This is a genomic window from Streptomyces sp. NPDC024555, assembly GCF_055559335.1.
On record NZ_JBVHKV010000004.1, the window covers coordinates 102,608 to 123,687 of the forward strand.

The following is a 21,080-nucleotide window of genomic DNA, read 5'->3' on the forward strand; positions in this document are numbered from 1 at the left end:
GCGATGTGGACGCGGTTCCCTGCGGCCATACTTCTGGCCGGGTACCAGTCCCCCGATCGGCCGGGGGGCGGGCCACCGTCAGTGACCGAGGGGGAGGTCAAGTGACATACCCGCCGAATGTGCGCCCGGCGCCCGAGCGCGCGCCGGAGCGGCAGCCGGTGCCGGCGGCCGTGCCCGTACCGCCGCAGCACAGTGCCCGGACCCTGGTGACGGAGCGGCTGCGGGCCGCGGCGACCACCGAGCCGGGCCGGCTCCAGATCATCGGGGCCGTGCTGGCGCTGCTCGTCGTCGCGTTCGGGGCCGTCACGGCCTTCGAGATCAACGACCGGGCGGCGGCGGCCAATGACGTGGTGGAGCGCAGTCAGCCGCTGAGCGCCAAGGCGGCGGACATCTACCGTTCGCTGGCCGACGCCGACGCGGCGGCGGCGAGCGGCTTCCTGGCCGGTCCGCAGGAGCCGCGCGAGGTCCACGACCAGTACGTGAAGGACATCGACGACGCCTCCCGGCTGCTGGTGGAGGCCGCCGCGACCACGGACTCCTCGACCCGCTCCGGTCAGGAGATCACCAAGCTCAACGAGGAACTCCCGCGCTACACCGGGCTGATCGAGCGGGCGCGGGCCAACAACCGGCAGGGGCTGCCGCTGGGCGGCGCCTATCTGCGGTACGCCAACCAGAAGATGGCGAACGAGTTGCTGCCGGCCGCCGAGCGGCTGTACACGGCGGAGACCGACCGGCTCGACCAGGACTACCGGGCCGCCCGCACCTGGCCGTATCTCTCGCTGGCCGCCGGTGTCGTGGCACTGGCCGTGCTGTTCTGGGCGCAGCGGCGCAACTACCGCAGGACGAACCGGGTGTTCAACCACGGTCTGCTGGCCGCGACCGCCGCCGCCACGGTGGTGCTGCTCTGGCTGGCGGTGGGGCACACGGTGTCCCGCTCCGATCTGGCGGAGGCCAACGCGCACGGCCAGCGGTCCCTCGATGTGCTCAACCGGGCCCGTATCGACTCGCTCAAGGCCCGCGCCAATGAGAACCTGACCGTGGTCGCGCGCGGTGCGGTGCTCACGGCGGACGGCAAGAACGACAAGTACGAGACCGACTACGGGACGGGCATGAAGGCGCTGGGCGAGGAGCTGGCCCGTGCCGGGAAGCTCGCCGACGGCGACGCCCCGGGCAGCGAGCCGGTGGCCGCCGCCGTCTCGGCGGTCGGTGAGTGGCAGTCCCGCCACCGCACGGCCCGCAAGGCCGACGACGACGGCGACTACGAGGCGGCGCTGGAGCTGATCATCGGGTCGAAGGGGTCGACGGGCGAGTCCTTCAAGCAGGTGGACGACGCGCTGCACAAGGCGATCACGCACGAGCAGGCCGAGTTCACCGAGGCCGCGAAGGACGGGCGCGGGGCGCTGGGCGGGCTGCCGATCGGGGCCGCGGCGCTGGCGGTCGTGGGCGCGGTCGCGGCGATCGTCGGGATCAACCGCAGGCTCTCGGAGTTCCGGTGACAGGGGGAGCGATGACTCGGAAGGACCCGGGGGCGGACCGCGCGGACCGGCCGCGCCGGCTGCGCGGCTGGGGCGGGGTGAGCGCCATGGCGGCGGCGTGCGCGCTGACGGCGTCGCTGACCCTGCTGCCGCTCTCCCACGGCACCAAGGACGCGCTGGGCGCGGACGCGTCGGGCGCGGGCACGGCGCACGCCGTCCAGGCGCGGGCCGACGACTGCACGGACCCGGAGGCCAGCCTGCCGCCGTCGGGCGCCGACGGCCCGGCCATCGAGAAGATCAAGAAGCGCGGCAAGCTGATCGCCGGCGTGGACCAGAACAGCTTCCAGTGGGGCTTCCGCAATCCGGAGTCCGGTGATCTGGAGGGCTTCGACATCGATCTGGTGCGGGCGCTGGCCAAGGACATCCTGGGCAGCCCCGACAAGGTGATCTTCCGGGCGATCCCGACCAACCAGCGCATCGCCGCACTGGAGAACGACAAGGTCGACGTCGTCGTGCGGACCATGACGATCAACTGCGCCCGGCTGAAGCAGGTCTCGTTCTCCACGGCGTACTTCCAGGCCGGTCAGCAGGTCCTCGCCTCGAAGGCGGACTCGGCGATCACCGGTTTCAACTCCTCGCTGGCCGGCAAGCGCATCTGCACCGCCGAGGGGTCCACGGCCTACGAGGCGCTGGAGAAGGAGTCGTTCGGCTCGGTCTACAAGGACGAGCACGACGGCACCGCCGCCGACGAGGACCTGCTGACCGTCCCCAACCAGCTGGACTGCCTGGTGCGGCTCCAGATGGGCGAGGTCGACGCGGTCGTCACGGACAACGCGCTCGCGGCCGGGCAGGCCGCGCAGGACCCGGCGGTGGAGCTGAAGGGCGACCCCTTCACCACCGAGTACTACGGCGTGGCCGCGAAGAAGGGCGCCGACGATCTGGTGGCCCGGGTCAACCAGGTGCTCGTCGACTACCGCGCAGGCGGGGCGAACAGCCCGTGGATGCGGTCCTACCGCGCCTGGCTGGAGGACGGTCTGCCCGGTGTCAAGGGCCCGCCGGCGCCCAAGTACCGGTCCTAGCACGCCTCCGGAGGTCCCGCCGGGACCGCGGACCGGGGCCAGACTGTAGGAACGCGGGCACCCGGACCGCGGATGGGCAGTACGGATCCTGCCGGGCCCCGCCCGGCGGGGAGATGCGGAGAGGTGATCGATGGGCGTCGCGGGCCCCTTCCCCAGCTACGCGGCCCGGCCTCCCGGTCCGGTCATGGACCGGGACGAGGCCGACCGCGCGCTGGCCCGGCTCGGTGCGGAGCACGAGGCGATCGAGACCTCGCTCCTCGCGCTTCAGGACCACGCCGGCCGCCGGCTCCTGGAGGGTGCCGAGCTGACCGGTGTCACCCGCGAGCGGTGGGCCGGCACCGAACAGGCGATCACCCTGCTCTGGGCGTACTTCGACGCGTACACCGGCGCGCTGGACCGGGCGCGCACGATACGGGCCAGGCGGCGCCAGCCCAACCGCGAGGACCTGGTGGCCCTCACCGAACTCCTGCGCGACCAGGGCGTCACCGTGGCGCACACCGCGGGCGCCCAGGACCCCGCGGCCGGTCCGGCCCGGCTCTCCGAGCGCTTCTCGCTGGAGGAGCTGGTCGGCCGGATGAACGAGCTGTACGCGCGCTCGCTCGACATGGTGGTCGCCTCGGACGCGGTGTGGTCGGCGATGCCCGCCCGGATAGACCTGCTCGCCGCCGAACTGCGCCGCACCCACTCGCTGGCGCATTCGGTGGGCGTCCGGCCCGGGGAGCATCCGGCGGGCGACGATCTGGAGTCCATCACCGAGGAGCTGGCGACGCTGCGCAGGCAGGTGGTCTCCGATCCGCTGGCCTTCTGGCTGCCGGGGCCCGGCAGTTCGGCGCCCGGCGGCGGCCGTCCGGACACCGCGCGCTACGACTGGGCGGCCCGCGCGCTCGACGAGGTGCGCCGGGAGGTCGAGGCGGTGCTCGGGGTCCGGCAGGACGCCGAGCAGCGGCTGGTCCAGCTGCGGGACGTCCTCTCCCGGGCCGACCGCACCCTCGCGGAGGCCAGGGCGGCGCGCGGCGAGGTGCTGGCGAAGATCGCCGCCTCCGAGGTGCCGGTGGTCAACGGCCCGCCGACCGTCCTCCAGGAGCGGCTGGCCGCCGCGTCCGAGTACCGCAGACACGCCCAGTGGCACCGGCTGTCGCCGCTGCTGGACGCGCTGGAGCGGCAGGCGGAGGAGGAGCTGGAGCGGGCCCGGGAGCAACTGACGGCGGTGACCGCGCCGCTGGCCGTGCGGGCGGAACTGCGCGGCCGGCTCGACGCGTACAAGGCGAAGGTTGCCCGGCACGGGCTGGCCGAGGATCCGGTGCTGATCGAGCGGTACGACGCGGCGCGCCGGATGCTGTGGAGCGCGCCGTGCGATCTGCGGGTCGCGGCGGGGGCGGTGCAGCGCTATCAGGACGCGGCGCTGGATCTGATGGCCGGGCGGGGGCCCTCGGGGCCCGAGGACCGGCGGGGCCCCGCGTGAGGGGCCCGGGGCCCCGGGCGCACGGGGTGCGCGGGGTGCGCGCGACGGGTAGTGACGGAGCATCGTGGCCGGTTCGGCTCCGGGGCGGACAGGGGGAATGACGATGAGTACGCAGTGCCAGCGCCCCGCGTGCGAGGGCAGCTACGAGGACATGGGCGGCGGTGAGCTGTACTGCGACACCTGCGGGCTGGCGCCGGTCGTCTCGCCGAGCGGGATGATCGCCTCGCCGCCCACGGGCGTCGCGGGCGGCGGCCGGGGCAGCAACAGCTCCTCGGCACGCAGCAGTTCGCAGGCCTCGTCGCGGTCGGCGCACTCCTCGCGCTCCTCCCGCTCCTCGACCTCGCGCCGCTCGGTGTCGGGGCGGCTGTCGCGCGCCCTGTCGGGCCGCAGCACCTCGCGCTCGGTCTCGGTGCGCTCCTCGGCCAAGTCGACGAACGCCTCGGGCCGCAACCGGCTGGGCGCCGGTCTGGTGCTCGTCCCGGACGTGCCGCGCCCCGATCCGCGGACCGCCGTGATGGAGAACCCGGAGGTGCCCGAGCGCAAGCGGTTCTGCTCGCGGTCGGACTGCGGGGCTCCGGTGGGCCGGGCCCGGGGCGAGCGCCCGGGGCGGACGGAGGGCTTCTGCACCAAGTGCGGCCACCCGTACTCCTTCGTGCCCAAGCTCCACGAGGGCGATGTGGTGCACGGGCAGTACGAGGTCGCCGGATGCCTGGCGCACGGCGGGCTCGGCTGGGTGTACCTGGCGGTGGACAAGGCGGTCTCGGACCGGTGGGTGGTCCTCAAGGGCCTGCTGGACACGGGTGACCAGGACGCGATGGCGGCGGCCATCTCGGAGCGCCGCTTCCTCGCCGAGATCGAGCACTCCAACATCGTCCGGATCTACAACTTCGTCGAGCACCTGGACCAGCGCACCGGTTCGCTCGACGGCTACATCGTCATGGAGTACGTCGGCGGCAAATCGCTCAAGGAGATCGCCAACGAGCGCCGTACACCGGCCGGCAAGCGGGACCCGCTCCCGGTGGAGCAGGCCTGTGCGTTCGGCATCGAGGCGCTGGAGGCGCTGGGCCATCTGCACAGCCGCAACCTGCTGTACTGCGACTTCAAGGTCGACAACGCGATCCAGACCGAGGACCAGCTGAAGCTGATCGACATGGGCGCGGTGCGCCGGATGGACGACGAGGAGTCGGCCATCTACGGCACGGTGGGCTACCAGGCCCCCGAGGTGGCCGAGGTGGGCCCGTCGGTCGCCTCCGACCTGTACACGGTCGCGCGGACCCTGGCGGTCCTCACCTTCGACTTCCAGGGCTACACGAACGTGTTCGTGGACTCGCTGCCGGACCCGGACAACATCGAGGTGTTCCGCACCTACGAGTCCTTCTACCGGCTGCTGGTGCGGGCCACGGACCCGGACCCGGCGCGCCGGTTCGCCTCGGCCGTGGAGATGGCGGAGCAGCTGACCGGGGTGCTGCGCGAGGTGGTGTCGCTCCAGACGGGGCGGCCGCGCCCGGCGCTGTCGACGCTGTTCGGCGCGGAGCTGCGGGTCACCGACACGGAGCTGTTCGCCGAGCAGACCGGGGAGGTCTCGCGGCTGGGCGCCAGGGCCCCGGAGTCCGGCGGCCGGTTCGGGCGGCGCGGCCGGTCCGCGCCCGTGGCGGCGCCCGCCGTGCCCGCGCAGCCGCTCGCGGCCCCGGCCCCGGGCGCGCTGCCGTCCGCCCCGCCGCCCGGTTTCACCGCCGGGGCCGGACCGGTGCCCTCCTCGGCCACCCATGTGCGCGGCGGCGCCCCGGGCAACGGCGGCGCCCCGCCTCCCGTACCGCCGCAGCCCGTCGTCCCGGCGCCCCGGGCGGCGGTCGCGGCCTCCGTCCCGGTGGCCCCGGGGCCGGGGCCCCGGCTGGCCGGGCTGGACGTGCGCGCGACCTCGCTGGCGCTGCCGGTGCCGCGGGTCGACGCGGCGGACCCCAACGCGGGCTTCCTGGCCGGGGTGATGGCCTCGGCCCCCGCCGAACTGATCTCCGCACTGCGGGCGGTGCCCGCGGCCTCGCTGGAGACCCGGCTGCGCGAGCTGCGGGCCTGTCTGGAGATGGGCGACGTCGGCACGGCGGTGGAGACGCTGACCGCGCTGGAGGCGAAGCACCCGGACGACTGGCGCGTGGTCTGGTGCCGGGGCCTCACCTCGCTGGTGACCGGCGACCGGGAGAACGCGGCGCTGTCCTTCGACGCGGTGTACGACGCGTTCCCCGGGGAGCCCGCGCCCAAGCTGGCGCTGGGGATCTGCGCGGAGGTGCTGGGCCAGCTGGACAACGCCGCCGAGTACTACCGGCTGGTGTGGATGACGGATCCGAGCTTCGTGAGCGCGGCGTTCGGTCTGGCCCGGGTGCAGCTGGCCGCCGGGGACCGGCCGGGTGCGGTGCGGACGCTGGAGTCGGTGCCGGAGGCGTCGATCCACTACACGGCGGCCCGGGTGGCAGCGGTGCGGGCGAGACTGCGGGAGCGGGCCCCGGACGAGCCGCTGATGGCGGACCTGACGGCGGCCTCGGACCAGGTGTCGGGGCTGGCCGGGCTGGGGCTCGACGCGGTGCGCCGGGAGCGGCTGTCGGCCGAGGTGCTGGGCACCGCCCTGGACTGGGTACTCTCCGGGAGTCCCGCGGCCCGTGCCCCGGACCCGCAGTCCGCTCCGTACGCCGGGGCGCAGGGGCCGAGGACGCTGCTCGGCAGTGAGGTGGACGAGCGCGGCCTGCGTTTCGGGCTGGAGCGTTCGTACCGGATGCTCGCCCGGCTTGCGGAGCCCGGCGACGAGAGGATCGAACTGGTGGAGCGGGCCAACCGTTTCCGCCCCCGAACGTGGGTGTGAACATGGAGCAGAACCACCAGGCGTCCGCCCTGTCGATGTGCCCCGGCTGCGCGGAGCCGCTGGAACCGGGGGACCTGTTCTGCGGTGCCTGCGGGTACGACCTCTCGGCCGTCCCCGAGCCGCCGCCGGACCGTCCGACCGTCGCCATCACCACGCCGGGCCCGGCGGCGCCCCCGGCGCCCCCGGCACCTCCGGCGACCGCGCCCGAAGGGGCGGCGGACTCGGGCGACTTCGAGCTGGCCGCGCCCGCCGCGCCGCCCGTGCCCGCCGCACCGGCCGCCCCGACGGCCGATCCGCGGACCGATCCGTCGCCCGCCCCGGCGGCCGGCGGCAAGGTCTGCGTGGCCTGCCGGGCCGGCCGGGTCGACGACGACGGCTACTGCGAGAACTGCGGCCACGCCCAGCCGCGCGAGCGCGACCACATGGAGCTGGAGCTCGGTTCGGTCGCGGCGGTCAGCGACCGGGGACTGCGCCACCACCGCAACGAGGACTCCTTCGCGGTGTCGACCACCGCGCTGCCGGACGGCACCCCGGCCGTCGTCGCGATCGTCTGCGACGGGGTGTCGTCGGCGAGCCGCCCCGACGAGGCCTCGGCCGCCGCCGCGTCCGCGGCCAACGAGTCGCTGCTGGAGGCGCTGCCGCGCGGCACGCATCCGCAGCAGGCGATGCACGAGGCGATCGTCGCCGCCGCCGAGGCGGTCAACGTGCTGGCCCTGGACCCGTCCGGGGCGCCGGAGCACGAGCCGCACCGCCACCAGAACGCTCCGGCGTGCACCCTGGTCGGCGCGGTCATGGCCAATGGACTGCTGGTCGTGGGCTGGGTCGGCGACAGCCGGGTGTACTGGGTGCCCACCGACCGCACCGGCCCGCCGGCCCGGCTCACCGAGGACGACTCGTGGGCCGCGCAGATGGTCGCGGCCGGGCTGATGAACGAGGCGGAGGCGTACGCCGACGAGCGCGCCCACGCCATCACCGGCTGGCTCGGCGCGGACGCCTATGAACTGGAGCCGCACACCGCCTCGTTCAAACCGGACCGGCCGGGCGTGGTCGTGGTCTGCACGGACGGGCTGTGGAACTACGCGGAGTCGGCCGCCGAGATGGCCGCCGCGATGCCCGCCGAGGCGTACGAACGGCCGCTGCACGGTGCCCAGGTGCTGGTGGGCCATGCGCTCGACGGCGGGGGCCACGACAACGTAACAGTGGCCCTGGTGCCGTTCGCCGTACCGGCGCAGGGGGCAGGATCCGCCTACAGCAGGGGGTGAGTCCCGTTCCGTCCGCGCCCGGCGGCAGCGCCGGCCACCCCCCTACGACGTCTTTTGTCCGTAAAACGGCCTCCACCTGACGAGTGGAGCCTCAAGGAGCCGATCAGATGGCCAACTTCTCCAAGTCGAACGTGCCGCAGTTCTCCGTCGAGGTGTACCAGAACGAGTACCTGCCCGAGGGCGGCCGCGAGGTCAACGGCATCATCACCGTCACCTCCACCGGGGGCGGCACCACGGGCGGTGTTCCGCTGACGGGCGGCGCGGCCGGGGCGGCGGTGGTGATCATGGTCGACTGCTCGGGGTCGATGGACTATCCGCCGACGAAGATGCGCAATGCCCGGGACGCGACGGCCGCGGCGATCGACACCCTGCGCGACGGCACCTCCTTCGCCGTGGTCGGCGGGACGCACGTGGCCAAGGAGGTCTACCCGGGCAACGGCCGCCTGGCGGTCGCGGACGCCACGACCCGGGCCCAGGCCAAGGAGGCGCTGCGCCGGCTCAGCGCGGGCGGCGGCACGGCGATCGGGACCTGGCTGCGACTGGCCGACCGGCTGCTGGGCGCCGCGGACGTGGAGATCCGGCACGGGATCCTGCTGACCGACGGGCGCAACGAGCACGAGTCGCCCGAGGACCTGAAGGCCGCGCTCGACTCCTGCGCCGGCCGGTTCACCTGTGACGCGCGCGGTGTCGGCACCGACTGGGAAGTGAAAGAGGTCACAGGGATCGCCTCCGCGATGCTGGGCACCGCCGACATCGTGGCCGATCCCGCGGGGCTGGCCGCGGACTTCACGCAGATGATGGAGAACGCGATGGGCAAGGAGGTCGCGGACGTGGCGCTGCGGCTCTGGACCCCGGTCGGCGTGGAGATCAAGTTCGTCAAGCAGGTCGCGCCGACGGTCGCCGAACTGACCGACCGCCGCACCGAGGCGGGGCCGCGGGCGGGCGACTACCCCACCGGTTCCTGGGGCGACGAGTCCCGCGACTACCACGTGTGCGTACGGGTGCCGGAGGCCGGCATCGGCCAGGAGATGCTCGCGGCCCGGGTCTCGCTCATTCTTCCCGACCCCGCGGGCGGGGCGCCGCAGACGCTCTCGCAGGGGCTGGTACGGGCGGTGTGGACGGACGACATGGCGGCCTCGACCTCCATCAATCCGCAGGTGGCGCACTACACGGGTCAGGCGGAACTGGCACAAGTGATCCAGCAGGGGCTCGATGCCCGCAAGTCGGGAGACTTCGACGGGGCGACGGCCAAACTCGGCCGCGCGGTGCAGTTGGCATCGGCGTCCGGGAACGAGGACACTGCGAAACTGCTTTCGAAGGTGGTAGACGTCGTCGACGCGGCGACGGGTACTGTGCGACTGAAGGCGAAGGTCGCGGAAGCGGACGAGATGACCCTCGAAACGCGCTCCACCAAGACCGTTCGCGTCAAGAAGTAATCCCGCCACCGGCACCGACGAGCCGCCCGGCCGACGAGGTCCGGGCGGCTGCGCACGAAGAAAAATGACGGCCCCCGCGGCCGGACGAGGAAGGAGGGAAGCGCCGACATGCCGACCTGCCCGAACGGACACCAGTCGGGTTCCGAGGACTGGTGCGAGGTCTGCGGCCACCGCATGGCCGGACCGGGCGCGCCCGCGGGCGCGGTGCCCCCGCCGCCTCCCCCGCCGCCCGCGCCCGGCTACGGATATCCGCAGCCCCAGGGGCCCGACGCGACCCAGCAGGCCGAACTCTGCCCCCAGTGCCGCACCCCGCGCGAGGCCATGGCCCCGTTCTGCGAGGAGTGCCGCTGGAACTTCCTGACGAACACGGCCACGTCGTACACCCCGCTGGCGCCGCAGCCGGGGGCTCCGGGAGCCGGTCCGGTCCCCGGGCTCAACCTCCCGCCGGGCTTCCAGGCCCAGCAGCCTCCGGGCCCGCCGCAGCAGCGCGACCCCTTCGACTACCAGAGCTCGCGGCCCTCGCAGATGAACCGGCCGGCCGAGCCGCTCTCCTCGGGTCCCGACCGCCCCGGTCCGCCGGGTCCGGGTCCGGGTCCGTTCCAGCCGCAGGGCCAGCAGGGGCCGCCGCCTCCGCCGCCGTTCCAGCAGCAGGGGCCGCAGGGCGGTCCGCAGGGTGCGCCGCCCGGATTCCCGCAGGGGCAGCAGCACGCCCAGCAGCAGAACTCGCCGCAGGGCTCGCCCCCGCCGCCGTTCCAGCAGCAGGCCGCGGCTCCCGCGTTCCAGCAGCAGACGGCTCCTCCGGTCTTCGAGCAGCCCGGCCCGCCGGCCCCGCCGCAGCCGCAGGCCCCGCAGGCCGGCGGTGACGACTGGCTGCTCTCGCCGCCCTCGCAGGCGCAGGGCCCGCAGCAGCCGCCGTTCCCCGGTCCGAACCAGGGGCCGCACCAGGGCTCCGGCCCCAACCAGGGCCCGCACCAGGGCGCGGGCCAGGGACCGGTGCAGCCGCCGGCCCCGCAGTCCATGAACTGGACGGCGGTCATCGCCCCGGACCGTGAGTACTTCCTGGCGATGATGCAGCGCAGCGGCCCGGAGGCCACCGGGCTGAACCTGCCGGCGTACTCCCCCGAGCAGCAGCTGCCGCTCACCGGCACCCAGGTCACCATCGGCCGCCGCCGGCACAGCACGGGCGAGTCCCCGGACATCGACCTGTCGGTGCCGCCGGAGGACCCGGGCGTCTCGCACCAGCACGCGGTGCTGGTGCAGCAGCCGGACGGCAGTTGGGCCGTGGTGGACCAGAACTCCACCAACGGCACCACGCTGAACGGTGCCGAGGACCCGATCCAGCCCTATGTCCCCGTTCCGCTCCAGGACGGCGACCAGGTGCACGTCGGGGCGTGGACGACGATCAGGATCCGCCGGGACTGACGGCGGGCGCACCTGGGCGGCCGGTACGGGAGGGCGACTCCCGTACCGGCCGCCGTGCTGTGCGGGGGATCCTCCCCGGGCCCCCGTGTCCGGCGGCGGCGTCTGCGACCATGGACGGGTGACTGAGAATCCGCGCGACACGCTGCAGGAGCTGACCTTCTACGAGCAGGTCGGCGGCGAGGAGACGTTCCGCCGCCTGGTCCACCGCTTCTATCAGGGGGTGGCCGGGGACCCGTTGCTGCGGCCGATGTATCCGGAGGAGGACCTGGGCCCGGCCGAGGAGCGGTTCGCGCTGTTCCTCATGCAGTACTGGGGCGGTCCGCGCACCTACAGCGAGCGGCGGGGCCACCCCCGGCTGCGGATGCGGCACGCGCCGTTCCGGGTGGACCGGGCCGCGCACGACGCCTGGCTGGGCCATATGCGGGCGGCGCTGGACGAGCTGGGGCTCGCCCCGGAGCACGAGCGGCAGCTGTGGGACTACCTGACCTACGCGGCGGCGTCGATGGTCAACACCGAGGGCTGAGACCGGAATCCCTCACTCAGCGTGCGGGGCGGTCACGCGTGTGCGGAATGCGGTACTCCACAGTCGGATATCGATCACAATCCCATCAAGGTCTACCCAGGTCCGCACGTAAGCGGTTTCCCGGACGGACCGCCGTCTGACAGCATCCGTACGACGCGCCGGGGGGCGGGTGAGTGCGCTGCGAGTGCTGACAAGGGGGCCAGGTGACGGGGTTCGTCTTTCTGCGGGTGAGGGCCCACCGGCTCCTGCTGGCAGCCGCGGTCCTGGCCGTCCTGCTCACCACCTCGGTGCTGGCGGCGCTCACCGCCTTCTCCGGCTCCATCGGTGACGCCGCGCTGCGCCACACCCTCACCCACCGCTCCGCCGCCTCCGCCACGCTGACCGTCTCGGCGCCGGTGGAGCCCGCCGAGCGGGACGCCGCCGACGCGACCGCGCGCCGCACCGCCCGCACCACCTTCGACGGGCTCCCGGTCACCGTACGGACCCTGGAGGCCACCGGCCCGTACGCGCTGCCGCGCAGCCTCCAGGACCCCGCCGCCCGCCGGGGCGACCCCGACCTCACCCACTTCGCCGCGCTGGACCGCAGCCGGATCCGGCTCGCCGGGGGCCGGCTGCCCGCGGCCGGTGCCGGGAAGGCCGGGGCCCCCGTCGAGGTGGCGCTGCCCGTCGCCGCCGCCGACGCCCTCGGGCTGAAGCCCGGCGCCCGGCTCAGGCTCACCGACCGGCTGAGCGGCCCGCCCGCCGAGATCCTGGTCACCGGCCTCTACAGGGCCGCCGACCAGTCCGATCCGTACTGGCAGCTGGACGACCTCGGCGGGCGCGGGGTGCGCAAGGTCGTCTTCACGACCTACGGCCCGCTGCTCACCGATCCGGCGCAGCTCGCCTCCGGCCGGCTCAGCACCGGCGAGACGTCCTGGCTGGCCACCGCCGACTTCCGTACCGTCACCACCGACCGGATGGACGCGCTGCACGACGCGGCGACCGCCGGGCCCAAGAAGCTGCTGGCCTCGCCCGAGTTCCGCACCGGGGCCACCGCGCAGACCTCGCTGCCCACCGTCCTGGAACAGATCGACCGCTCGCTGCTGGTCTCCCGTTCGACGCTGACGATCGTGGCGGTGCAGCTGGTGCTGCTCGCCGGTTACGCACTGCTGCTGGTGGCCCGGCTGCTCAGCAGCGAGCGCGGCGGCGAGACCGAACTCCTGCGGGCGCGCGGCGGATCGCGGGCCCGGATCACCTCGCTCGCGGCGATCGAGGCACTGCTGCTCGCGCTGCCGGCCGCCGTCGTCGCCCCGCTGCTCTCCGGCCCGCTGACCCGGCTCCTCGCGGACCGCAGCGACCTCTCCCGGATAGGGCTGCGGCTGGACTCCGGGGTCACCGGCCAGGTGTGGCTGGTCGCCGCCGTCACCGCGCTCGCCTGCGCGCTGGCCGTGGTCGCCCCGGCCCTCGCGGCCAGCGCCGGGACCCGCCGCTCCACCCGCGCCGCCGCGCTGCCCGGACCGGTGCGGGCCGGCGCGGACGTGGCCCTGCTGCTGATCGCGGCCGTGGCGTACTGGCAGCTGGACCGGCAGACCAGGGGCTCGGGCGGCGGCGCGCTGAGCGGCGACCGCGAGGGCAACCTCGGCATCGATCCGCTGCTGGTGGCGGCGCCCGCCCTGGCCCTGCTCGCCGGGACCGTGCTGACGCTGCGGCTGCTGCCGCCGGCCGCGAAGCTCGCCGAACGCCGCGCCGCGGGCGGCCGGGGCCTGGCCACGGCGCTGGCCGGCTGGCAGTTCAGCCGCCGCCCGCTGCGCGGCGCCGGTCCGGTGCTGCTGCTGGTCCTCGCGGTGGCCATGGGCATGCTGGCGATCGGCCAGAGCGCCTCGTGGAACCGTTCGCAGAGCGACCAGGCGGACTTCCGGGCCGGTGCCCCGGTCCGGATGACCGGAGCCGTGAGCGGGGACCCGGCGAAGGCCGGGGCGTACGGCTCGCTGCCCGGTGTCCGGGACGCGGCGCCCGCCTTCCGCACCACGGTGGACCTGTCCGGCGAGCGCACCGCCGAGGTCCTCGCCCTGGACACCGCGCACGCCGACGAGCACCTCATGATGCGCGGCGACCTGGCCAACGGCCCGGTGGACGGGCTCTTCGACACCCTGACCCCGCCGAAGGCCGCCCGCACCGGACTGGTCCTGCCGAAGGACAGCACCCGCCTCCTCTTCGACGTACGGATATCCGCCGACGACGCCCCCGGGAAGGTCTCGCCGTCCGGGATGACGCCCGTCCTCTCGGTCTCCCTGGAGGACCGCTACGGGCTGCCCTACCGCATCGCGGTCGGGTCCGTCCCGGTGGACGGGAAGGCGCACCCGGTCTCCCTCGCCGTGGCCCCGGCCGGCGGCTTCGCCGTCACCGGGATCGAGCTGAGCGACAAGCAGCCGGTGGCCCGCCCGGAGTCGCACCGGCTGACCGTGAGCGCGCTGCGCGCCACCGGCGCCGACGGCACCGAGCACCCGGTCCCGGTCCCGGACGGCTTCCGCTGGCAGGGCGCGGTGACCGCGGACTCCTTCGGCGATGTGAAGCCGGGTGCCCCGATCGTCCCGACCGCCTCGGCCGGCACCCCGCTCGCCGTCACCTACTCCACCGGATCGGTCGACGCCGAAGAGGCGGTGTACTCGGTGCCCGTGCTCGGGGTGCGGCTCACCGCGGCCCGGTCCAAGGCACCGGCCCTCAACGCCGTGGCCACGACCGCCTATCTGAAGGCGACCGGGGCGAAGCCCGGCCAGGAGATCGATGTGACCCTGGCCGGCGAGACGGTCCGGGTGACGCTCACCCGCATCGTGGACCGGCTGCCCACCACCGGTCCCGGCTCGGGCTCCTCCGCGGCCTCGGCCGAGTCCCAGCGGGCCAGGGACGGCGGGGCGCTCCTGCTGGACCTGCGCTCCCTCGGCCGGGTGTTCGCCGACCGCCCGACCGCCCGGCTGACCGCCACCGAGTGGTGGCTGAGCACCGAGCCCGGCCGGACGGCGGAGGTGGCCGCCGCGCTGCGCACGCTGCCCGACACCGACCCCGCCCAGGTCCTGGTGCGCGACGAGATCGCCGACGACCTGGTCAGCGACCCGCTGGGGGCCGGGCCGCAGTCCGCGCTCCTCGCGGTCGCGGTGATCGCCGCCGCCCTGGCCGCGGTCGGCTTCGCGGTGGCCGCGGTGGGCTCGCAGCGGGAGCGGTCCGCCGAGTTCGCCGTGCTGCGGGCGCTGGGGACGCCGCGCCGCCAGCTGGCCCGGATGACCGCGGCCGAACAGGGCGTGCTCATCGCGATCGCCCTGCTGGTCGGGGCGCTGCTCGGGGCCCTGCTGACCCGGGCGGTCGTGCCGTTGATCGTGCTGACCGGGCAGGCGGCCCAGCCGGTGCCGCCGGTGCTGGTGCAGCTGCCGGCCGGACAGGTCGCGGCGCTGCTGGCCGGGGTCGCCGTCGCACCGCTGCTCATCGTCGCGGCCCTGGCACTGCGCCGCCCCGACCCCGCGATATCGCTGCGCACCCAGGGGGACAACTGACATGAGCGCCCGACCGAGACTCCCCCGCGCCGCGACCGCCTGCGCCCCCTGGGTCCGCACCCGGCTGCGCACGGCTCCCACAACCGCCTGCGCGTTCGCCCTGCTGGTGCTGGTGACCGCGTTCCTCGCCGCCGCCTTCCCCCGCTCCGTCGACGCCTACGAGACCAAGGGGCTCCGCCACGACCTGGGCGCCGTCACCCCGGCGCGCAGCGTGCTGGAGCTGAGCGCCCCCCAGCCCGGACTGGAGCTGCGCCCGGAGTCCCGCGAGGCCGCGGTGCGCCAGGACACGCTGGCCGCCGTCCACGGCGAGATCCTGAAGCGGCTGCCCGGTCCGGTGTGCGCCGACACCGCCGAGTCGGCGTACGGGATGCGCACCTCGACGCCGATCGGGGCGCACGAGCCGTGGTTCCCGCGTCCGTACGGACTGGACCCGGAGCTGACGTACGTCACCCAGTCCGGTCTCCCCGACCACGCCACCCTGCGCACCGGCACCTGGCCGGCCGTGCACGGCCGGGTGACCCTGGAGAGCCGGGAGGTCGAGGCCGCCGTCACCGAGGCGACCGCGAAGGCGCTGCGGATCAGGGCGGGCGCGACGATCGCCGTCCCCACCCGGGGCGACGACATCCTGACCGTGCGGATCACCGGCATCGTCGCCCCGAAGAACCCCGAGGGTTCCTACTGGTCGGCCGAGCCGCTGCTGCGGACGCCCTCACTGGTGGCCAAGCCCACCAAGGAGACGCCGCGCTACTACTGGATCGCCGCGCTGCTGCTCCCGCCGGACGCCGGACCCGCCCTGCTCTCCACCACCGGGCAGCCCGAGGTGTACTGGCGGATCGCGCCCGACGGCTCACGGCTGACCGCGCTGGACGTGCCGGAGCTGCGGACCGCGGTGGCGTCGCTGGAGGGCGGCCCGGGGCTGCTGGCCATGCGGGACGTGGCCGGTTCCACGGCGACCGTGGCGACGGACCTGGACGAGGTCCTCACCGCGTACGACGGGATGCGGTCCGCGATCGAGCCGGTCGTCACCGTCGCCGCCGTCGGCATCGGCGCGGTGGCCGTCGTGGTGCTGCTGATGACGGGCGGGCTGCTGGCGAGCCGCCGGCACTCCGAACTCGCCCTGCTGCGGGCCCGCGGCGGCTCGCTCAAGGGCATCGGCGGCCGGCTGCTCGCGGAGACCGCCGTCACCGCCGTGCCCGCCGGGGCGCTCGGTCTGCTGCTCGCCGTGGTCGCCGTCGGCGAGGCCCGGCTGTGGCCGGCGGCGATCGGGGCCGGGGCGGTCGTCGTCCTGGTCTGCGCCGCGCTCCCGCTGCGCACGGCCCTGCTGCACCGCACACCGCAGACCCACGTCGACCGGGACGACCTGGCGACCGCCCGCCCGTCCCGCCGGCGCACCGTCGCCGAACTGACCCTCATGGTCCTGGCCGTCGGCGCCGTCGCCGCGCTGCGCCGCCGCGGCACCGGCGCCGAGGGCGGCACCGATCTGCTGGTCAGCGCCGCACCGGTGCTGGTCGGGCTGATCGCCGCGGTGGTGCTGGTCCGGCTCTACCCGCTGCCGCTGCGGCTGGCCCTGCGGTCGGTGTCCCGGCTGCGCGGGGCGGTCGGCTTCCTGGCGCTGGCCCGCGCCGGCCGCACCTCGGCCACCGGCACCCTGCCGCTGCTCGCCCTGCTGGTCGCGCTGACCACGGCGGCCTTCGGCGGTTCGGTCCTGGCGGGGGTCGCGGACGCCCGCGACTCGGCCGCGGTCCGGGCCACCGGCGCGGACGCCCGGGTCAGCGGCGAGGCCGACTCCGTCCCGCTGTCGGACGGGCTGATCCGCGCGGTGGAGAAGACCGCCGGGGTACGGGGCGTCGCCCGGATCCAGGTGGAGTACGGGGTGGCGCTGCCGCCCGCGGAGAACGGCATCGAGGACGCCAAGGGCACCACCCTGATCGGCGTCGACCCGGAGACGTACGCCGCGCTGGCCCGCTCCACCGGGCTCGGCCCCTTCTCCGCCGGCCGGCTGAAGGGGAAGGGCCCGGCGGTGCCCGAGGGGACGCTGCCGCCCAAGGACCGGATCGTGCCGGCCCTGGTCTCGCCGTCCGTCGCCGAACGCCTCGGCGAACGGCCGCGCGACCTCCAGGCGCTGGCCGGGGACTTCAAGGTGGAGGTCGCCGCCACGGTGCCGCGTACGCCCGCCGTCGACGGCAGCTCCTTCATCGTCGTGGACTCGGCCCAGCTCACCCACCGGCAGACCACGACACTGCTGCTGACCGGCTCCGCGCTGGACGCCAAGGCGCTGCGCGCGGCGGCCCGGCAGTCCGGCCAGGACTTCGCCGTACAGCTGCGCACCGAGGAGCGCGCCACCTACGTCGACACCCCGATGCAGTCCGGCGCGGAGCGGATCTACCTGGCGGCGATCGTCGCCGGTGCCGGGTACGCCCTGCTCGCCGTCCTGCTCTCGCTGCTCCAGACCGCGCCGGAGCGCACCACGCTGCTCGCCCGGCTGCGGACCATGGGGCTGACCTCCCGCCAGGGCGGCCGGCTGCTGGGCTTCGAGGCCCTGCCGCAGGCGCTGCTGGCGGCCGGCGGCGGGCTCCTCGTCGGCTGGGCGACCATCGCCCTGCTGGCCCCGGGCATCGACCTGGTGCGTCTGGCCCTCTCGTCCGGGCCCGGCGCGGGCCTGCTCGACACCGCACCGCTGCGTACCGATCCGTGGTCGCTGGTCCTCCCGGCGCTCGGCGTCATCGTCCTGACCGGGGCGGTGGCGGGCGTGCAGGCCTGGTGGGCGGGGCGCCGCGGATCGATCACCGAACTCAGGGCAGGAGACTCCCGATGACGACTCCGTCGACCGATTCCACGCTCGCCGAGCTCGAACAGCGGGCGACCGCCCGCCGCGACCGGCCCTCCTACGGGCACGACGCGCTGATCGCCTGCGACCGGCTGGTGCGCATCTTCACCACGGACGGGGTGGAGGTGCAGGCCCTCCAGGGTCTGGACCTCCTGGTCGCCGAGGGCGAACTGCTGGCGCTGGTCGGCGCGTCCGGCAGCGGCAAGTCGACCCTGATGAACATCCTGGCCGGTCTCGACGAGCCCACCGCCGGGGCGGCGAAGGTCGCGGGCTGCGATCTGCTCTCCATGGGGCAGAAGGAACGGCTGCGCTACCGCCGGGACATCGTCGGCTTCGTCTGGCAGCAGACCGCCCGCAACCTCCTGCCGTACCTGACGGCGGTCCAGAACGTCACCCTGCCGATGCAGCTGCGCGGCCGGGGCCGCACCCGCGAGCGCACCGCGCGCGCCGAGTCGCTGCTGAAGATGCTGGAGGTCGAGGACTGCCGGGACAAGCGCCCGCAGCAGATGTCGGGCGGTCAGCAGCAGCGGGTGGCGATCGCCGTCTCGCTGGCCAACTCCCCCTCGGTGCTCCTCGCGGACGAGCCGACCGGTGAGCTGGACTCGGCCACCGGTGAGCAGGTCTTCGCCGCGTTCCGCCGGGCCAACGAGGAGCTGGGCACGACGATCGTGATCGTCACCCACGACCAGGCGGTCGCCGACGAGGTCCGGCGTACGGTCGCCATCCGGGACGGCCGTACGTCGTTCGAGGTGCTGCGCCGCACCGAGGTGGACGCGGCGACCGGCCAGGAGTCCCAGGTGGCGCGCGAGTACGCGATGCTCGACCGGGCCGGCCGGCTCCAGCTGCCCGCGGACTACACGGAGGCGCTGGGCATGGAGCACCGGGTGATGCTGGAGCTGGAGCAGGACCACATCGGCGTGTGGCCGGACGGCCCCAAGCCGGAATGACGGCCTCCGAACCGGCTCCGCACCGCCCCGGGGCCGTCTCCGGACCTGCTCCGAGCCCCCTCCGCACCGGCTATAGGATCCGCGCATGACGACGTCCGAACGCGAGATCACCGAGCCGGTCGACCTCTGTCTGCCCGACGGGCGGCTGAACCCGGACGCCGTCGGCTGGTCCCGGCGGCCGTTGCACCGGACCCGGCTGCCCGGCTGGGGCCGCACCAAGCGGTGGGAGTACTGGTGCGTGACGACGCCCACCCATCTGGTGGCACTGACCGTCAGTGACCTCGACTTCCTCGCCCTGAACACGGTCTATCTGCTGGAGTACGCGCCGGGCGGACTGGAGACGGAACGCTCCGCGATCGTCCCCGGCGGCTTCGGCGTCCACCTGCCCGACGCGGTGGCGGGCGCGCCCGGTGTCCCGCCCGTGGTGGTGGGTCCGGAGCGGCCGTCCGCCGGCAAGGTCCGGATCGAGATCCGCGACGAGCCCGGCGGCACCCGCCTCAGGGCCCGCTGTCTCACCCCGGAACGCGTACCGCTGGAGGTCGACCTCCTGGTCGCCCGCCCGCCGGGGCACGAATCGCTCTCCGTCGTGGTGCCGTGGAACGACCGGCGCTTCCAGTACACCTCCAAGCAGACCGCGCTCCCCGCCTCGGGCCGGGTCCGCGTCGGCGACGCCTACCTGGACTTCGACGGGGACGACACCTGGGCGGTCCTGGACCACGGCCGCGGCCGCTGGCCGCGCACGGTCGACTGGAACTGGGGCGCCGCCTCCGGCCGCACCGGGGGCCGCACGGTGGGTCTCCAGTTCGGCGGCCGCTGGACCCGGGGCACCGGCTCCACGGAGAACGGCCTGTGCGTGGACGGCCGGCTCAGCAAGATCGGCGAGGAGCTGGAGTGGCGCTGGTCGGCCACCGACCCGCTCGCCCCCTGGACCGTCCGTACGCCGTCGTCCGACCAGGTCGACCTGACGTTCACCCCGTTCCACAACCGCAGCACCCGCACGGACGCGGGCCTGATCGCCAACCGCACGGACCAGTGCTTCGGCCGCTACGACGGGCGCATCCGCACCGACGAGGGCGCGGAGATCCCGGTGGAGGGTCTGCTGGGCTGGGCGGAGGACGTCCACATGCGCTGGTAGCGCGTACGGGCGGCCCTCAGCCGCCGACCGAGACGGCGAGGCCCCCGAGCCCGCCGCCCGCACCGGCACGCCGGACGGCGATCGAGCCGAAGGGGGTGCGCAGCCGCAGCCAGGTCCCGGCGGTGAGCAGGGCGACGGGGAAGTCCGGGGCGGCGCGCAGGAAGCCGAGCGCCTGGGCGGCGTGGACGGCACGCAGCGGCAGTTCGGTGTCCCCGACGGTGCGCGACCAGATGTCGCGTCCGATGAGGTCCCGCTCCGCGCGGGTGCGCCGTTCCTCGGGCAGCGCCTCGTCGCGGCGGCGGAACTCGGTCACGGCGGCGGTCAGCGCGGCGCGGAGCTCGACGGGGCCGGGCAGGGCGCCGGGCGGCGCCTCGTGCCAGCCGCCGCGCGGGGGCAGCACCCCGGTCCAGGGCGGCCCGGTCACCGGCGCGGGCAGCCCGCCCGTACCGGCGGAGGGGCCCTCGGTGTCCAGCGATTCGAGCAGTTCGCCGGCCGACACCGTGACATCGAGGTCATGGGTGCCGTCCAGCCGTACCGCGCGGACCGCGAGCACCTCGAACGACGGCGGCCGGCCGAACACGGCCAGCGCGCCGCCGGACGCCTGGAGCCGTACGGCCGCGCCCCGGTCGTAGTGGAGCAGCCGGCCGAGGAAGGCCGCGAGATCCGCGGCCTCCCTCGGGTCGGCGAACAGCAGGGACTGCACGGGTGCGGTCATGCCGCCGCGGGCTCCTCGGCCAGGTACTCCTGGAGGAAGAGCCGCTCCTCGGCGGTGATCCGCCGGGGCCGCTCCGCGGCCAGGTCGTACGGGACGACGATCGTCGACGCACGGACGTAGACCTGCTCGGGGTCCTTGATCTCGTACGCGATCGTGAGCGACGCGGCCCCGATCTTCGTGACCCAGGACTCGACGGTCACCGGCGCGTGCCGGTGGACCAGCGGGCGCACGTAGTCGATCTCGTGCCGGGCCACGACGGAACCGCCCGCGAAGGACGGCGAACCGTCCCCCGGCGCCAGCCGGAACATGAAGTCGATGCGCGCCTCCTCCAGATAGCGGAGGAAGACCACGTTGTTCACGTGGCCGAAGGCATCCATGTCCGACCAGCGCAGCGGGCAGCTGTAGAGATGACGAGCCAAGAC

The 21,080-nt window shown here is 74.7% G+C and carries 14 protein-coding genes; 12 read left to right on the top strand and 2 right to left on the bottom strand.

Annotation, left to right across the window (positions count from 1 at the left end):
• Positions 1-101 precede the first annotated feature (101 nt).
• From ACZ4FH_RS08155 to ACZ4FH_RS08210, 12 genes are all read left to right on the top strand, one after another.
• Positions 102-1,496 carry a hypothetical protein gene (locus tag ACZ4FH_RS08155; RefSeq protein WP_467303182.1) on the top strand — a complete coding sequence of 465 codons (1,395 nt, stop codon included), beginning with the start codon at positions 102-104 and terminating at the stop codon, positions 1,494-1,496.
• An 11-nt stretch (positions 1,497-1,507) separates the two neighbouring features.
• A complete protein-coding gene (locus ACZ4FH_RS08160) occupies positions 1,508-2,554 on the top strand; it encodes a glutamate ABC transporter substrate-binding protein (protein ID WP_467303184.1) in 1,047 nt (348 codons plus the stop codon).
• 130 nt (positions 2,555-2,684) lie between these two features.
• Complete coding sequence (locus ACZ4FH_RS08165) at positions 2,685-4,016, top strand: hypothetical protein (RefSeq protein WP_467303186.1); 1,332 nt, start codon at positions 2,685-2,687, stop codon at positions 4,014-4,016.
• A 103-nt stretch (positions 4,017-4,119) separates the two neighbouring features.
• Complete coding sequence (locus ACZ4FH_RS08170) at positions 4,120-6,867, top strand: tetratricopeptide repeat protein (RefSeq protein ID WP_467303188.1); 2,748 nt, start codon at positions 4,120-4,122, stop codon at positions 6,865-6,867.
• A complete protein-coding gene (locus tag ACZ4FH_RS08175) occupies positions 6,864-8,129 on the top strand; it encodes a PP2C family protein-serine/threonine phosphatase (protein ID WP_467303189.1) in 1,266 nt (421 codons plus the stop codon). Before ACZ4FH_RS08170 ends, ACZ4FH_RS08175 begins: the two co-directional genes overlap by 4 nt.
• A gap of 107 nt (positions 8,130-8,236) precedes the next feature.
• Positions 8,237-9,565: a vWA domain-containing protein gene (locus tag ACZ4FH_RS08180; RefSeq protein ID WP_467303190.1), complete on the top strand. Its 1,329-nt coding sequence runs from the start codon at positions 8,237-8,239 to the stop codon at positions 9,563-9,565.
• A 108-nt stretch (positions 9,566-9,673) separates the two neighbouring features.
• A complete protein-coding gene (locus ACZ4FH_RS08185) occupies positions 9,674-10,987 on the top strand; it encodes an FHA domain-containing protein (protein WP_467303192.1) in 1,314 nt (437 codons plus the stop codon).
• A 118-nt stretch (positions 10,988-11,105) separates the two neighbouring features.
• Positions 11,106-11,510 carry a globin gene (locus ACZ4FH_RS08190; protein ID WP_467303193.1) on the top strand — a complete coding sequence of 135 codons (405 nt, stop codon included), beginning with the start codon at positions 11,106-11,108 and terminating at the stop codon, positions 11,508-11,510.
• Between the two features lie 203 nt (positions 11,511-11,713).
• A complete protein-coding gene (locus ACZ4FH_RS08195) occupies positions 11,714-15,034 on the top strand; it encodes an FtsX-like permease family protein (RefSeq protein WP_467303194.1) in 3,321 nt (1,106 codons plus the stop codon).
• Between the two features lies 1 nt (position 15,035).
• Positions 15,036-17,849, top strand: coding sequence for an ABC transporter permease (locus ACZ4FH_RS08200; protein ID WP_467303196.1), 2,814 nt, complete (start codon positions 15,036-15,038; stop codon positions 17,847-17,849).
• On the top strand, positions 17,846-18,808 hold the full coding sequence (locus ACZ4FH_RS08205) for an ABC transporter ATP-binding protein (RefSeq protein WP_467303197.1): 963 nt from the start codon (positions 17,846-17,848) through the stop codon (positions 18,806-18,808). The genes ACZ4FH_RS08200 and ACZ4FH_RS08205 overlap by 4 nt, the downstream gene beginning before the upstream one ends.
• Positions 18,809-18,893: 85 nt before the next feature.
• The gene (locus tag ACZ4FH_RS08210; RefSeq protein ID WP_467303198.1) at positions 18,894-19,943 is read left to right on the top strand and encodes a DUF2804 domain-containing protein; all 1,050 of its coding nucleotides are present in this window, start codon (positions 18,894-18,896) and stop codon (positions 19,941-19,943) included.
• Between the two features lie 16 nt (positions 19,944-19,959).
• Here ACZ4FH_RS08210 and ACZ4FH_RS08215 read toward each other — a convergent pair whose 3' ends face one another.
• Together ACZ4FH_RS08215 and ACZ4FH_RS08220 are read right to left on the bottom strand one after the other, a co-directional pair.
• Positions 19,960-20,658: a DUF8010 domain-containing protein gene (locus ACZ4FH_RS08215; RefSeq protein ID WP_467303200.1), complete on the bottom strand. Its 699-nt coding sequence runs from the start codon at positions 20,656-20,658 to the stop codon at positions 19,960-19,962.
• Positions 20,655-21,077 (bottom strand): acyl-CoA thioesterase, encoded by a 423-nt coding sequence (locus tag ACZ4FH_RS08220; RefSeq protein WP_383651301.1) that lies wholly within the window; start codon positions 21,075-21,077, stop codon positions 20,655-20,657. The genes ACZ4FH_RS08215 and ACZ4FH_RS08220 overlap by 4 nt, the downstream gene beginning before the upstream one ends.
• Positions 21,078-21,080 lie beyond the last annotated feature (3 nt).

Excerpts from the sequence above, each read along its gene's own strand:
- ACZ4FH_RS08160 (WP_467303184.1), top strand. The coding sequence starts at position 1,508 with ATGACTCGGAAGGACCCGGGGGCGGACCGCGCGGACCGGCCGCGCCGG.
- ACZ4FH_RS08165 (WP_467303186.1), top strand. The coding sequence starts at position 2,685 with ATGGGCGTCGCGGGCCCCTTCCCCAGCTACGCGGCCCGGCCTCCCGGT.
- ACZ4FH_RS08170 (WP_467303188.1), top strand. The coding sequence starts at position 4,120 with ATGAGTACGCAGTGCCAGCGCCCCGCGTGCGAGGGCAGCTACGAGGAC.
- ACZ4FH_RS08180 (WP_467303190.1), top strand. The coding sequence starts at position 8,237 with ATGGCCAACTTCTCCAAGTCGAACGTGCCGCAGTTCTCCGTCGAGGTG.
- ACZ4FH_RS08185 (WP_467303192.1), top strand. The coding sequence starts at position 9,674 with ATGCCGACCTGCCCGAACGGACACCAGTCGGGTTCCGAGGACTGGTGC.
- ACZ4FH_RS08200 (WP_467303196.1), top strand. The coding sequence starts at position 15,036 with ATGAGCGCCCGACCGAGACTCCCCCGCGCCGCGACCGCCTGCGCCCCC.
- ACZ4FH_RS08205 (WP_467303197.1), top strand. The coding sequence starts at position 17,846 with ATGACGACTCCGTCGACCGATTCCACGCTCGCCGAGCTCGAACAGCGG.
- ACZ4FH_RS08210 (WP_467303198.1), top strand. The coding sequence starts at position 18,894 with ATGACGACGTCCGAACGCGAGATCACCGAGCCGGTCGACCTCTGTCTG.
- ACZ4FH_RS08215 (WP_467303200.1), bottom strand. The coding sequence starts at position 20,658 with ATGACCGCACCCGTGCAGTCCCTGCTGTTCGCCGACCCGAGGGAGGCC.